Here is a 14,373-nt window from a genome sequence, read left to right on the forward strand (position 1 = left end):
GCCCTTCTCCTTAAGAGAAGGGTTGGGATGCGGTTAAAAAATCTTTAACCCGCTCCATATCCTTATACTTCGGCGTGTCTTCTACAAACTTTGGTAATATCGCCCTTACCTCGTTATACAACGCCAATGTTTTTGGCGCCAGTTTTTCCTGGCAGGCCAAATAATCAATAGCCTGTAATATAGTCATTAATTGTATGGTTAATACTGTAAAAGCGTTATCTATCACCCTGCCTGTCATTAAAGCCGCGTTGCAGCCCATGCTCACAATATCCTGGTTATCATTATTGTTAGGGATGCTATGTACATACATCGGGAAGGATAATGTCTGATTTTCGGCCACAGTAGATGTTGCCGTAAATTGCACACCCTGCATCCCGAAGTTTAAGCCTAAAACACCCAGGTTTAAAAACGGCGGGAACTTCTGGTTCAGCTTATCATTCAGCAGGTAGTTTAACTGGCGTTCTGACAACATGGATAGTTTGGTAATAGCTATTTTAAGCTTATCCATTTCAAGTGATACGTAATCACCATGGAAGTTACCACCGTGAAAAACGTTTTGGTTTACGTGGTCAATTACCGGGTTATCATTAACCGAATTAAGCTCATTTACCAACACTTCTTCGGCTTTCGCGATGGTGTCATGGATAGGGCCCAGTACTTGAGTTACACAGCGTAACGAATAGTATTCCTGTACTTTATCTTCAAAAACATCATGAGCGATATTGTCCGGCTGATATAAATGATCCGTACGGCTGCGGATCATCTTGCTGCCGTCCAAAATATCGCGCAACACTGCGGCAATTTTATTTTGACCCTTATGATGCTTTACAATATTCAGTTCGTGCGAGTAATGATCGTCATAAGCCTCGACAACTTCATTCGTCATGGCCGAAAACATGGCCGACCAGCCCAGCAGTTTTTGCGCCTGGATGATATTCACCATGCCAATACCCGTCATGGCCGATGTACCGTTGATGGTAGCCAATCCCTCGCGCACGTGGATACTAAGCGGTTTAATGTTTAATTGCTTAAAGATGTCGGCAGTCGGGTGTATTTCGCCGTTGTAGATCACTTCACCCTCACCTATCAGTACCAAACCCAAATGGGCCAGTTGCACCAGGTCGCCGCTGGCGCCAACTCCACCATGCTCGTAGATACATGGGGTTACATCGTTATTAATTAGCGCGGTAAGCAATTCAACAATATCGGTATGCACACCTGAATATGCCTGGATCAAACTATTTAAACGGGCTATCATTAAAGCTTTAGCCAGTGTAGGCATTAACAAATTGCCACTGCCCGAGCTATGACTGCGTATGAGGTTATATTGTAAACTCAACAGGTTTTCTTCGCTTACCTTATATTGGGCCATAGGGCCAAAACCGGTATTTATCCCATAAATTAATTTATTGGACGAAAAGTTTTGTAAGAATTTAAAATTGGTCTCAATTTTTGTTAAAGCTGAGGGTGACAAGGAAACCGGCTTTTTATTAAACACAATATCGTTAAAGTCGGCTAAAGAAAGGACGTCCTGTCCAATAGTTATCATAGGCTAATGTTAATAATCAAAATCTTTAAACCCAATCATCGCCTAATAGTTTGCGTTGACGGATGACAAATATATTGAAAATAGTGATTAGTGATTGCCTATAGGTAATTAGTTGGTAAACTGCTATAGGTTAAAAGATGTTAAAGCGATTTTATAAATATCAATACCTGATTATGTTTGTAAAGATCTGAACATCAAACCTCAACAATGCGCATTCTGTTTATAGCAATAATAACGTTAGTCTGTTTAAATACGTATGGGCAGACTATAAATGGCATTGTTACCGACAAACAAACCGGCCAGGCAATCAGCGGCGCTTTAATTACATCATCAGAGTCAACCGTAATCAGCGATTTACGTGGCAATTTCAGCATCGCCATAAAGGAAATTAACGACACCATCGGGGTGAGTATGGAGGGATATATCCCCTATCAAATCTCAAACCTAATAGCAAACTCTGCTATTTCTATAGCTTTAGATAAAATCCCGATAGCGCTTAAAGAGGTTAAAGTATCTGCAAAAAGAGACAGGCTCACAGATTCATTAAATAATCGCGAGATGTTCGCAAAAAGCTTTAATTCGTCTGCACCAAAATTTAAAGATATTGTAAGGGTGTCGCAAGGACTTGGCGTTGTGCCCATCGCTGGGGTAACTATAGTACCGTCAGAACTTGTTAAGGCTATAACCTACAAGCATAGCCGTGAATATAAATTCAAAAAAACATTAATTAATGACGAGCACTACAAGTACATAGACAACCGGTTCAACAAAAGCATGGTTATGGCGATCACCAAGTTACAAGCTGATTCGCTATCCGATTTTATGGAAAAATACCGTCCTACTATCAATGCTATTAAAAAGATGACAGATTATGACATCAGGGTTTATATAAAAAAGAGCCTGATTGAATTTAAAGGCAATATTTAACATTACATACAGCTATACCCGCTTATCAATAAATTTCACCGCCTTGCGCACGGCCTCGGGGAACTGCATTTTCTGGATCTCGACGGCAGTTACATAATTAACATGCGGACTAACCCGCAATCGTGCCTGCAGGTAGGCCCTGATGCGGTTATCGCAGGCCTTACTATCGTCTAAAGGTAACAGGTGTAGCAATACTTCATCCATACCAATATCGTTGGAATATACCTCTACCACATAATCCAGCACCTCTTCCATTTCATTAAGTAGGTCGAACATTGCCGGTGGGTATAAGGTTGTGCCCTTGAACTTGATCATCTGCTTTTTACGGCCAATAATCGGCGACAGACGCATACTGGTTCGGCCACAGGGGCAAGGCTCGTCAAAATACATGCACATATCGCCCGTTTTATAGCGCAATAATGGCATACCCTCAACACCAAGTGTAGTTATAGTTAGCTCGCCGGGTGTATTTGCAGGTACAGGGTTATTGTCCTCATCTAACAGTTCGGCAATTAGCAGGTCGGGTTGTAGGTGACCGCCATGTCCCTGGCTGCATTCGGTAAACGCGGTCTGCATTTCGGTCGAAGCGTAGGTAGAATATAATTGAATATCCCAGGCTTCGGTTATTTTTTTACCGAGGATATTTAATGAGAAATCGGTGTTACGGATATTCTCGCCTATACAAATGGCTTTTTTTACGGATGTTTGATTAAGGTCGATGTTATAATCCTTAGCAAACTGAATCAGTTTTAAAATGAACGACGGCACAGCAACTATAGCCGTAGGATTTAGCCTGCGGATAGTTTCCAGTTGCATAGAAGGCACACCGGGCCCTAAACGGATGATCCCCGCCCCTAACTTGCGCAAGCCGGAATAATAGGCTATGCCTGCCATAAACTGCCTGTCAAGCGTCAGCATCAGCTGGTAAATATCGTGCGGACTACCATCAGCACAGGTAAAAGAATTGTATTCGTTTAGTGTTAAGCGATTCAGGTCGTTCTCAGTAAGCGCAATGGTGACCGGGCTGCCTAACGTGCCTGATGTAGAGGCATACTCAATAACTTTATCTTTAGGTACACATAAAAAATCGTTATTTCGCTGTTGCAGATCGTCCTTACTTGTAGTGGGGACCTGCGCGAGATCATCAACAGATCTGATGGTATGAATATTTATCTGATGCTGAGCAAACAATTCTTTGTAAAACGGCGAGTTCTGGCTAACGTATGCCAATAACTGCTGTAGTTTTTGTTCCTGGTCTGTTTTCACTTGATCTGCCGCGGTAGTGGTACTCATTTAACAAAGAAAACAAATTTAATGCGAAAGCTTATACGGTTTAAAAAAATCCCAGATCACCTCACAGGCGTTCAAATTGCGGGTTGTTTTACCTACAATAAATTGGGGCAAATACTGCCAGCCGCCCGGCCATGTATGCCCACCATTAACTACCGAATAGCTGATCACTTTAAGCCCGTTTTCAGGATTACGGTATTCTTCCTTTAAAATACTGGTACCATCACGCGCCGTGTCGGGGATATCAGTTACTATGGGCTCTTTCTCACATTTATCCAGTTCAACCCATTTACTAATGATATCCTGGTGTGAAAACACGCGCCTGCCAAAAAGTTTACCGCCATTGTAGGCTACTATCGGATCTGTCGTGCCGTGTATATACAACGCAGGCATGGGCCTTTGCAAGTCGTAGCCTTCACCGACATCCAATGATGCAGCTACTATCGCCACAGCAGCTATACGTTGATTTAACTGGCAGGCCAGCCTCGCAGTCATGAAACCACCGTTTGATATACCGGTTACATATACCCTATCCGGGTCGGCATTGTAAGTTTTTACGATGTACGTTATCAGTTGATCTATAAATTTAACATCATCAATACCATGCAGGTCTGCACCGTCATGCCAGATATGTTTAGATGCCGGGCAAACAACAATAAACTTGTCCCGGTCTGCCATGGGCCTGAAATCGGCTAAATGAAACATACCTTTAGGGCTTGCAAAGCCGCCATGCAATGAAATAACCAATGGCATTTTCCCTGCTTTGTCGGTCGCCGGAATGTAAGTTAAAAATGATCGCTTATTGCCGTCTATAACCATATCGCCATTAATCAACTGCTTAGACGCTTGTGAGAAAGTTAATACCGATGAAAATGTTAAAATTAAAAAGAGAATAATGCGCATATAAGCCGTTAAGTTGTCTTGATAAACAATTACCATTAAAAACGTTTATTTTCACCGCATAGTTTTAATTAAAACCGTTTGGCCTGTTTTAAGTTATAACTACAGTTAAACAACCCGGTTAAACACAACACAAACTTACAACACAATGAAAAGTATCAAATTATTTTTAATAGCGGCCATAACGGTATGCACCATCAGCTTAGCGCAGGCGCAGATACATTTACCGCCGCCACCACCACATCCGCCGCACCCGCCATTGCCGCATATACATTTAAGGTTAAGAAGGCCGCCACCGCCGCCAAGAGGGCCAGTAGCGAGAAGACATGTGGTGAGACGGCACTATTATTACCGTCATGGTGTGCGCCATTACCGCACATACTAAAATGAAAAGGCCGCTTATCGTTAAGATAAAGCGGCTTTCTTTTCAACTGTAAACCAAACCAAATAGTATTTTTATTTATGCAGACTGGCTGCGGATATTCGTAAGTGATGCGTTGTATACGGAAGCTATAATATCATCGGCTATAAACGTGTTCGTAAGATCGCGGTCGATATGGTCATAAACGATATGACGCTCGGTATCGATAACATAAACCGCCAATAAAGGAATGTTTACGTCGATGCCTGAAAACGTATTCCAGGTTGGGTCTTTTTCAGAATAGATCCTGAATTTTTCTGCTATCTCGTTATTGATATCGTGATAAAAATTCAGCGACAAGCTGTGATCCCAGGTCAATTTAGCCAGTTGCTCATCGTTAGCCTCGTCTGTTAAAATTAACAGGTTACCGCCGTTGGCTTTTATTTCGTTTTGGATAGTATTTAAACGTTGTAATTGGGTTACGCCTCTATCCCCCCAATGTTTTGAGTAAAAAGCGATAGTCAGCGGCTTGCCATACAAATGTTTTAGAGTAATGGGTCCACGACTTACGGCACCATTGTAGAAAGTCTTCCACCTTTTATAATCTGTTACCAGGTTAATATCAGGTATTAAGTTTCCGGTTCTTACAGGCTTTAATTTTTGATATGTTTTGTAAGCAAGATCGTTGTCCGGAATGATCTCTGACAGGTCGAAGAATGGATATTTATTTATGGTAGTTAGCATTTTAATAGAATTGAGTACTGAATTTGATTGATAGACGCAGGGACGGCCAAAGGATTTTTAGCTGCAACAATAACACATTCGGAAACCTTTTGACTGCCTGCCCGAGAGGATTTCAATATGGGGTATTGTTTTAATGCGTATCATGATGTTTTTCAATTACAAATCAAATATACTACTAAATCCATATACTTTATAGTAATTAATAAAATATTTCATTATCAACTGATAAACAGACAAATAAAATTCATTTTCAGAAATTAATTAATGGGATATATGCTTTTTGATCTTGATCAAAACCAATTTTGAGGTTGGCGTATTGCTTTTCTTAGCCACGCTGTCAATAGGCACAAGTACATTGGTTTCGGGGTAGTATGTAGCGGTATTGCGTTCGGGGATATTGTAGGGAACAACTACAAAAAGATGGGCGACACGTACTTTGCCACCGTGGTAATTATACAGATCAACCAGTTCCCCTTCTTTAAAACCGGCTAAACGTATATCCTTACGATTCATGAATATAACCCGGCGCTCGTTATGGATACCGCGATACCTGTCGTCTAATCCATAAATGGTGGTATTAAACTGGTCATGGCTGCGGATGCTGGTCATCATATATTCATCATCGGCCAGTTTATGTTCGGGCAGTTTATTGATGGTGAAGGCCACCTTATCGCCATACTTTTCGGTTTTAAATTTCCCTATCCTCGGACCATTTGGCAAGTAAAAACCTCCTGGCTCACGGATCCTCTTATTATAATCATCAAAACCGGGAATAACTTTTTCTATATCATCCCTTACAGCATCATAGCTGTTAGCATACCTATCCCAATCAATAACTGTACGGCTGCCAATGGTAGCTTTGGCTAATTTGCATACTATCTGGTTTTCATTCAGCAAATTATCAGATATTGGGTCAAGTATCCCTTTTGACATCTGCATAATGCCCATAGAATTTTCGCAGCTTATAAACTGCGGTTCACCATTTATCATATCCTTATCACTGCGTGAGAAGGTGGGCAATATGATAGACTCCTCGCCATGTACCAGGTGGCCCCTATTTAATTTAGTTGATACGTTAACAGTAAGTTTCATCTTACGCAATCCCTGCGCGGTATAGGTGGTATCCGGCGTAGCCGAAAGAAAATTACCACCCATAGCAAAGAAAACCTTTAGTTTACCCTCGTTCATAGCATGGATGCTTTCAACAACATCGTAACCGTTTTTGTGCGGTGGTTCAAAACCAAATACTTTTTTGAGCTTAGCCAATTGTTCAGGCTTGGGTTTGTCCCAGATCATCATGGTTCTGTTACCCTGCACGTTGCTGTGGCCACGCACCGGGCATAAACCTGCACCGGGTTTGCCTATACTACCCTTAAGCAGGGTAAGATTAACTATCTCGTTAACAGTCGCCACGCCGTTTTCATGTTGGGTGATACCCATGGCCCAGCAAATAATAATGCGCTTTTTGTCTTTTAACATGTCGGTAGCTTCCTGTATTTGTTTTACAGGTACACCGGCAGCAACGGCTAATTCATCAATGTCATATGTCGCAAGCTGATGAAGGATTTCAGTATAGCCAACCGTGTTATATTTAATAAACTCGTGGTCAAATACTGTCCCCGGGGCTTTTACTTCTGCATCATATAACAGTTTTTCTATGGCTTTTAACAGGGCCATATCACCGTTTATTTTCACTTGCAGGTAAAGATCGGCCAGTTGGGTATTAATGCCTAACACGCCTTTAACTGTTTGCGGGTTTTTGAATCCCATTAAGCCGGCTTCAAGCAGCGGGTTTACGGCGATTATTTTCGCGCCGTTCCCTTTGGCTTTTTCAAGCGCGGTAAGCATCCTTGGGTGATTGGTGCCCGGGTTTTGCCCCATGATGATGATTACGTCTGTTTCATAAAAATCATTTAGGGTAACGGTGCCCTTACCTATGCCTATAGCCTCTGCCAACGCAACACTTGTAGATTCATGGCACATATTTGAGCAGTCGGGCATGTTATTGGTACCAAATTCGCGCACAAACAACTGATAAGTGAATGACGCTTCATTACTGGTACGTCCTGATGTGTAAAATGCGGCTTCGTCGGGCGATTTTAAATTATTTAAATGCCCGGCTATCTTTTTAAAGGCTTCGTCCCAGCTTATCGGCTGGTAATGTGTACCCCCTTTTGGCAGATAAACCGGTTCAGCTATCCTGCCCTTTTTACCTATCTCATAATCATTGAGTTGGGCAAGGTCGGCTACAGAATTTTGGGCAAAAAACACCCCTGTCAGCTTTTTAGTTGTGGCTTCTTCTGCCAGTGCTTTGGCACCATTTTCACAATATTCTGCTATTGGCGACCGGTCGTCGTCCGGATCAGGCCATGCACAGCTTGAACAATCAAATCCTCCCTTTTTATTCATGTGAAACAGGGCCTCCATACCACGTTTAGGGCCTGCCTCATGCAAAACATCATCCATGGCGGCAACAACTGCAGGTATTCCCGCTGCCCATTTCTTAGGCTCGGTAACCTTTAGATCCAATAATTCTTCCGGATTTTCTGCCGCAGGCTGATCTTTTGTTTTATACATAAATTATTTAAAGGATAGCGGATTTGGATAATTATCGTTTTGATCCTCAGATACATTATCCAAACCGGTAAAATCTTTTTCAAGCAGCAATTGCACTTCGCCATAGCTGCCTTCAAAGCTTACAGTATCATTATTGGCAAATTGTGCTATCATTATTTTGGGTATATACAGTGTCATGATTTCATTTTTTAAAGTTCACAGATAATTCATTATCTACTGTATTCTGCAAAACATAGGCCAATTTGTTATTTACATTATCCACATACTGTTTATAAGCCCATAAGCTTGTAATAGCTATTTTGTTAGTTTACAAACTGTTCCGTTGATTTTTAGGCGTAATTTCTTGCATAGGCAATATTATACGATGTGCCGCAGTGTATATATTAAACCGATGATTGCGTAAAAATCCAACTAAGGTGATATTAAATTCTTCTGCCAACTGAACTGCCAAACTTGACGGCGCACCTACCGCGGCAATAATTGTGATGCCTGCCATAGCAGCTTTTTGCACCAGTTCAAAGCTGGCACGCCCGCTTAATAGTAAAACGGACTGTTTTAAGGGCAGTATATTTTGATTTAATGCCGCTCCTATTAATTTATCCAAAGCGTTGTGTCTGCCCACATCTTCCTTGACCATCAATAATTTACCTGACAGATCAAACAAAGCGCAGGCATGTAAGCCGCCGGTTGTCACAAATATTTCCTGGTGTTCTGCCAATATCTCCGGCAGTTCATGCAATAACTCTGAACTGACCAGATTATCATCAGCCGAATATGAAAAAGGGCTTACTGTACGGATAGCATTGATAGAACCCTTACCGCAAACCCCACAGCTTGAAGTAGTATAAAAATTGCGTTCAGTATTTTTTAATTGAGGGATAATACCTTCTTTCAGGCTTACCTGTATTACGTTCTCTTTATTTTCGGCACAAGTTATAAATGAGTAACCAGTCTCAGTCACGTCAGAAAGTTGTGTAATAATACCTTCGGTAAATAAAAAACCGACGGCCAATTCCGCATCGTTACCGGGTGTACGCATTGTAACGGATATATTTTGCATCTGGCGCTGGTTTGTTTCGCCGTATTCAAGCCTGATCTCCAGCGGTTCTTCAATTGCAAGCGAGTCCGCCATGTTACTGCTCAAAGTAGCATATACTTTGGTAACCGGTAATTTTACAGTAGAATTTTCAGGCATGTTTTATTTAACAACTGATAAAATTGATTGTTTACTTTACAGCGATCTTTCTTGCATATATTTGTATACTAATATATATGAAAGTTAACATACTGGCATTTGGCATTGCGAAAGATATTTTTGGTGGCCCGGCAATTGATGTTGAGTTGTTTAATGACGCCACGGTTTTTAACTTAAAGTTCCTGTTAGAAAAACAATACCCGCAATTAAAAAAACTGGCAACTTACATGGTTGCCGTTAATAACGAATACGCCCTTGACGGTGACACCGTACACGAGCGTGACGAAATAGCTATTATTCCGCCCGTTAGCGGCGGATAAATCCCAATAGCTATGAATAAACAGATCAAACTATCGGTTTCTACATTGAACGTAATGGAATGCGTTGATTGGGTAATGTCGCCCGAATGCGGCGGCATAGATGTATTTATCGGGACGGTACGCAACGCAACCAAAGGCAAAACCGTTGTACGGCTTGAGTTTGAAGCTTACGAGAAAATGGCAATAAGCGAATTAGAAAAGATCGCCGACCAGGCATCAATAAAGTGGCCGGTGCAAAAAATGTTGATCCATCACCGCACTGGTGTTTTACAGATCGGTGAGATCCCTGTAATTATTGCTGTAGCAGCCGCGCATCGTCACGCTGCATTTGAGGCATGCAGATACATTATCGATACCCTTAAACAAACTGTCCCTATCTGGAAAAAGGAAATATTTGAAGATGGCGAAGTTTGGGTAGCAGTGCACCCGTAATTTAATGATTGAATTAGTGATTGAGTGAGTGGTTAGGAGTGAATGGTCAATTTTTAAGCGTAGCTTAACATAATGTCTCTCTAATCTCTAATCTCTAATCTCTAATCTCTAATCTCTAATCTCTAATCTCTAATCTCTAATCTCTAATCTCTAATCTCTAATCTCTAATCTCCGATTCAAACCACGTTTTTAAGCCACCTTCCAGCGAATACACTCTTGTTTCCGGCGATTTAAGCCTGATCTGTTTTACGGCTTCGGCACTTCTTTTGCCTGATGAACAATAAAGCACCTTAACTTTAGAATTTGTGAGGTACGCCATGTTTTCATCGATCTCATCTGCTTCGAAATGGATACCGCCGATATTGATCTCATCGTGTTCTTGGTCGGTGCGGATATCAACCAGTTCTAATGTATTGTCTGCCAACCCTTTTTTCACTTCAGCGACCGTTAATGTTGGTGCATCTGTAGAATGCTGTAATGAAACGATATTAGTATTGGTAATTTTTCCAATTTTAATAATACGGCTTTGCAATGTCAGCGCATCAAATACCATTACTTTGCCTGCCAGCAATTCGCCTGTTTTAGTAATATATTTAATAACCTCATTAGCTTGCACGCAGCCAATGATACCTGCCAGCGTAGGTATTACACCCCCATCGGCACAGTTGGGTATTTGCGCGGCATTAACCTTTGGGAACAGGTCGCGGTAATTAGGCGATTTTGTGCCGTCCGCATTAGCTACATTCCAAACTGCAGCCTGACCTTCAAACTGGTAAATGGCACCGTATACAACGGGCATACCTGCAATTACGCAAGCATCATTAATAAGGTAACGGGTATCGAAATTATCTGTACCGTCAACTACAATATCATACCCGCTGATGGTATCCATTACATTGGCTGACGTGATCTTTACATCATGAGGTATCAGCAGAACTCCGGGATTTTGCACCCCGAGTTTATTACAGGCCAATAACGCTTTCTTTTGCCCTATGTCTTTAGGTGCATATAATACCTGGCGATGAAGATTGCTAACAGAAACCACATCAAAATCAGCTATGCCAATTTTACCAACCCCTGCCGCAGTTAAATACTGCGCCGCGGGGCAACCAAGCCCCCCAGCCCCTATGATCAAAACCTTTGCCTGCCGTAATTGCTGTTGGGACGCTTCACTAAAGCCCGGCAACGTTATCTGGCAACTATATCTTAAAAAATCGGGTTCCATGATTATGCGGACGCTATTTTTTGATGGATCTGGCGTGTTATTTTTTCAAAGTCTTCGGGTGTATTAACATTGGTTAACGCTTCGGCGCTTTCAGGTTTTAATAAATGTGTATCACTGTTAATTAAAACCTTGCGCGGGCATGAATACCCCTGCGACAGAAACGACAACAATACCAGGTAACTCTTGGGCTCCCAAATAGTAATTAATGGTTCGGGAAACCCGTCAAAAGCGCTCTCATAAGCGGTAGCAATTGAAGACGAACTTCTGTTCTTTATTAAATGACCAAACGTATCCCCGTTTAGCAGTGGCATATCGCAAGCCACAACCAACCAGGCAGCATCAGGTTTTTCGCGAAATGCAGATAAAATAGCGCCAAATGGCCCTAAGCCTGTAAAAGTATCAGGCAGGGCGTTATAACCTGCAGTTATATCCTGCTTTTGTTCTGCCCGGCAGGATATATATACTTCTTCGCAATATTGCTTTACGAGGTCGGCCATGTAATAACGCTGTTCTTTTCCGTACCAGTTAATGGCGCCTTTATCTATGCCCATCCGTAAACTTTGCCCACCTGCCAGTACCAAACCGTTCAGTACAGGCTTTGCCTGCTGCATTCTGGCCTTAAAAAAATTAATGATCTTTTCGGTTTCGTCCAACCGGTAAAGGGGTATTTGCTGCCAATTAGGTAAGGCTTCTTTTATAAAATCAAAAACATCGTCAACATTGTCTGCCAGCAAGATCAGCTCAACATTGGTTAATTGTTCTACCCGTTTTTGCAGGGACGTCATTTTGCTATTATAAATAACAACAACCTGCGCTTTTGCCTGTTGGTGATTACCATTTACCAGCACTATATCGGCATCTGCAAACTGCTGTTTAAAATTTACCGGTTTTAAAGCTTGGCTATAATTAAATTGATGGTTATTTAGCTGATCTGTATATTCTAAAACAGCACCGTTGGCCAATCGGCCGGGAAGTTGGGTAACCTCATCATTATGTGAGGCATCCGCGTAAGCGCATTTATATTGAGGGGACAAGGCGGCAATAATATCGGCCGCTAAAAGTTTAATATTGATACATGGCGCGCCGATTATCGCCCATTCATTGCGCCCAAAATTCCCAATGGCAGGGTTGGCAAGCGAGGCGTGTTTTTTATGCTCTTTTGAAATCACGTTTACCTCCTGTTTTTTCTATCAGCTTGGTTTCTTTGATAACAATATCGTGGCTCAAAGCCTTACACATATCATAAATAGTTAGCGCGGCGATACTCGCCCCTACTAAAGCTTCCATCTCGACACCTGTTTTTGCGGTAATAGTTGCGGTACAATCAATAACTACTTCCTGATCATCGTTTAACTGTATATCAATTTTACAATTATCTAAACCTAAGGGATGGCAAAGCGGTATTAGGTCGCCGGTTTTTTTGGCAGCCATAATGCCGGCAATAATAGCTATTTGAAACACCGAACCTTTTTTTGTTTGCAGATCACCATTGGTTAGTTGCTTTAAAACCTCATTTGGCAGGTACACCATGCTGCGCGCTGTAGCCGAACGCCTGGTGATCGTTTTTTCAGAAACATCAACCATGGTGGCTTTGCCTGTATTATCTAAATGAGAAAATTCGCTCATTGTTATAGTTGATTAAATAGCCATATAGGATAAACTTCACCCTTTTTAAATTCGCTTTTCTCTAAAGGCAATTCCATAAAGGCGTCTGTATCTGCTAAGTTAGCAAAATCGCCCGAACCATTTCCTTCTACAGGCGCGGCTAATAGTTGTCCCTGTTCGTTGAAATGTAATTTAACCTGTAAATAGTATTCTAATTGCGGCTGAAATGAAAAATCATCAGCCAAAACAGCATACATAGTTTTTTTTGGAGACAAACCCAACGAAGCGTTTAACCAGGGAATAAAGTACCGCTGTGTACACATAAAAGAAGCAATCGGGTTACCCGGAAAAGCAAATACCACTACCCCATTACTATGTTTACCAAACCAGAATGGCTTACCGGGGCGCTGCTGTACTTTGTGGAATAGTTGTGCAACCTGTAATTCTTTCAATGCCTGCGGGATATAATCGAATTTACCCATAGAGATACCGCCGCTTAATAAGATAACATCAAAATTTTGAAGACATAAACCTAATTGCTGCTTGATAATTTCCGGTTCGTCAGGAATATGCTTTACCAAAGCCTTTAACCCTTGCTGTGCTAAAATTGCCTGCAACATGTAACTGTTTGATCGGCGGATCTGGTAAGCCGATGGCGTTGCCCCTACCTCAACCAATTCATCACCTGATGATAATATAACCACTCTTGGGATTCTTTTAACGCGCAGTTCTGTTTCGCCAACTGATGCCACCAGGCTGATAACCGCCGGTGTGATCAATTGTCCGGGAGTAAGAATGATCTCGCCTTGCTTTTTATCAGCGCCTTTTAAGTGCTGGTTCTGCCCTTTTTTTATTTCGCTGGTAAGCAGGGTTGCCTTGCCGTCTTTTATCTCCACATCTTCATAACGAATTACTGTATCAACCAAATCCGGCAGCGCGGCACCTGTCATGATCTCAATGCACTCGTCTATGCCTTCTATGTCCGTTGGTATGTCACCAGCGGCTTGGGTTGCTTTTATCGTAAACATATTTATGCCTTGTTCAACCGCTTTAAAATTGATAGCGATACCATCCATCGTTACGCGGTTAAACGCAGGCAGGTCACGGTCAGTTTTTATATTTTCGGCCAGTACTCTGCCTAAAGCTTCGTCAAACAAAACTATTTCCGCGCCGTAATCAGCGGCATTTTCAAGTATAATTTGTTCGGCTTGTTGAACCGTTATCATAGATTATCTATTTTGATATCGG

Annotated in this window: 15 protein-coding genes; 4 read left to right on the forward strand and 11 right to left on the reverse strand. The window is 41.8% G+C overall.

The features are described 5' to 3' along the window. Positions 1 to 10: 10 nt before the first annotated feature. Positions 11 to 1,549 (reverse strand): HAL/PAL/TAL family ammonia-lyase, encoded by a 1,539-nt coding sequence (locus tag FO440_RS16750; protein ID WP_144249433.1) that lies wholly within the window; start codon positions 1,547 to 1,549, stop codon positions 11 to 13. Between the two features lie 207 nt (positions 1,550 to 1,756). Here FO440_RS16750 and FO440_RS16755 point away from each other — a divergent pair, with 207 nt between their 5' ends. Beyond that, positions 1,757 to 2,476 (forward strand): carboxypeptidase-like regulatory domain-containing protein, encoded by a 720-nt coding sequence (locus FO440_RS16755; RefSeq protein ID WP_144249434.1) that lies wholly within the window; start codon positions 1,757 to 1,759, stop codon positions 2,474 to 2,476. Positions 2,477 to 2,488: 12 nt separating this feature from the next. Here FO440_RS16755 and FO440_RS16760 read toward each other — a convergent pair whose 3' ends face one another. Then, positions 2,489 to 3,769, reverse strand: coding sequence for a phenylacetate--CoA ligase family protein (locus FO440_RS16760; RefSeq protein WP_144249435.1), 1,281 nt, complete (start codon positions 3,767 to 3,769; stop codon positions 2,489 to 2,491). A gap of 18 nt (positions 3,770 to 3,787) precedes the next feature. Beyond that, a complete protein-coding gene (locus tag FO440_RS16765; RefSeq protein WP_186292707.1) occupies positions 3,788 to 4,669 on the reverse strand; it encodes an alpha/beta hydrolase family esterase in 882 nt (293 codons plus the stop codon). Between the two features lie 145 nt (positions 4,670 to 4,814). Here FO440_RS16765 and FO440_RS16770 point away from each other — a divergent pair, with 145 nt between their 5' ends. Then, positions 4,815 to 5,051, forward strand: a complete 237-nt coding sequence (locus FO440_RS16770) for a hypothetical protein (RefSeq protein WP_144249437.1) — start codon at positions 4,815 to 4,817, stop codon at positions 5,049 to 5,051. Between the two features lie 75 nt (positions 5,052 to 5,126). Here FO440_RS16770 and FO440_RS16775 read toward each other — a convergent pair whose 3' ends face one another. From FO440_RS16775 to fdhD, 4 genes are all read right to left on the reverse strand, one after another. Next, positions 5,127 to 5,771, reverse strand: a complete 645-nt coding sequence (locus FO440_RS16775) for a peroxiredoxin family protein (protein ID WP_144249438.1) — start codon at positions 5,769 to 5,771, stop codon at positions 5,127 to 5,129. Positions 5,772 to 6,032: 261 nt separating this feature from the next. After that, positions 6,033 to 8,348, reverse strand: coding sequence for an FdhF/YdeP family oxidoreductase (locus tag FO440_RS16780; protein ID WP_144249439.1), 2,316 nt, complete (start codon positions 8,346 to 8,348; stop codon positions 6,033 to 6,035). 3 nt (positions 8,349 to 8,351) lie between these two features. Further along, positions 8,352 to 8,528 carry a DUF7009 family protein gene (locus FO440_RS24520; RefSeq protein WP_394348380.1) on the reverse strand — a complete coding sequence of 59 codons (177 nt, stop codon included), beginning with the start codon at positions 8,526 to 8,528 and terminating at the stop codon, positions 8,352 to 8,354. Between the two features lie 127 nt (positions 8,529 to 8,655). After that, on the reverse strand, positions 8,656 to 9,543 hold the full coding sequence (fdhD, locus tag FO440_RS16785) for a formate dehydrogenase accessory sulfurtransferase FdhD (RefSeq protein ID WP_144249440.1): 888 nt from the start codon (positions 9,541 to 9,543) through the stop codon (positions 8,656 to 8,658). Between the two features lie 77 nt (positions 9,544 to 9,620). Here fdhD and FO440_RS16790 point away from each other — a divergent pair, with 77 nt between their 5' ends. Beyond that, positions 9,621 to 9,863 (forward strand): MoaD/ThiS family protein, encoded by a 243-nt coding sequence (locus FO440_RS16790; RefSeq protein WP_144249441.1) that lies wholly within the window; start codon positions 9,621 to 9,623, stop codon positions 9,861 to 9,863. Positions 9,864 to 9,875: 12 nt separating this feature from the next. Continuing rightward, entirely contained in the window at positions 9,876 to 10,295 is a 420-nt protein-coding gene (locus FO440_RS16795) for a molybdenum cofactor biosynthesis protein MoaE (protein ID WP_144249442.1), read from the forward strand. Positions 10,296 to 10,452: 157 nt separating this feature from the next. Here the strand turns inward: FO440_RS16795 and FO440_RS16800 are convergent, their stop codons facing one another. The 4 genes from FO440_RS16800 to FO440_RS16815 are packed head-to-tail and all read right to left on the reverse strand — an operon-like array spanning position 10,453 to position 14,351. Continuing rightward, complete coding sequence (locus FO440_RS16800; protein WP_144249443.1) at positions 10,453 to 11,520, reverse strand: HesA/MoeB/ThiF family protein; 1,068 nt, start codon at positions 11,518 to 11,520, stop codon at positions 10,453 to 10,455. A gap of 2 nt (positions 11,521 to 11,522) precedes the next feature. After that, positions 11,523 to 12,689, reverse strand: a complete 1,167-nt coding sequence (locus tag FO440_RS24730) for an NTP transferase domain-containing protein (RefSeq protein WP_222104004.1) — start codon at positions 12,687 to 12,689, stop codon at positions 11,523 to 11,525. Further along, positions 12,670 to 13,146 (reverse strand): cyclic pyranopterin monophosphate synthase MoaC, encoded by a 477-nt coding sequence (gene moaC, locus FO440_RS16810; protein ID WP_144249444.1) that lies wholly within the window; start codon positions 13,144 to 13,146, stop codon positions 12,670 to 12,672. The genes FO440_RS24730 and moaC overlap by 20 nt, the downstream gene beginning before the upstream one ends. Before the next feature lie 2 nt (positions 13,147 to 13,148). Then, a complete protein-coding gene (locus tag FO440_RS16815) occupies positions 13,149 to 14,351 on the reverse strand; it encodes a molybdopterin molybdotransferase MoeA (protein WP_144249445.1) in 1,203 nt (400 codons plus the stop codon). Positions 14,352 to 14,373 lie beyond the last annotated feature (22 nt).

The organism is Mucilaginibacter corticis (assembly GCF_007558865.1).
GTDB lineage: Bacteria > Bacteroidota > Bacteroidia > Sphingobacteriales > Sphingobacteriaceae > Mucilaginibacter > Mucilaginibacter corticis.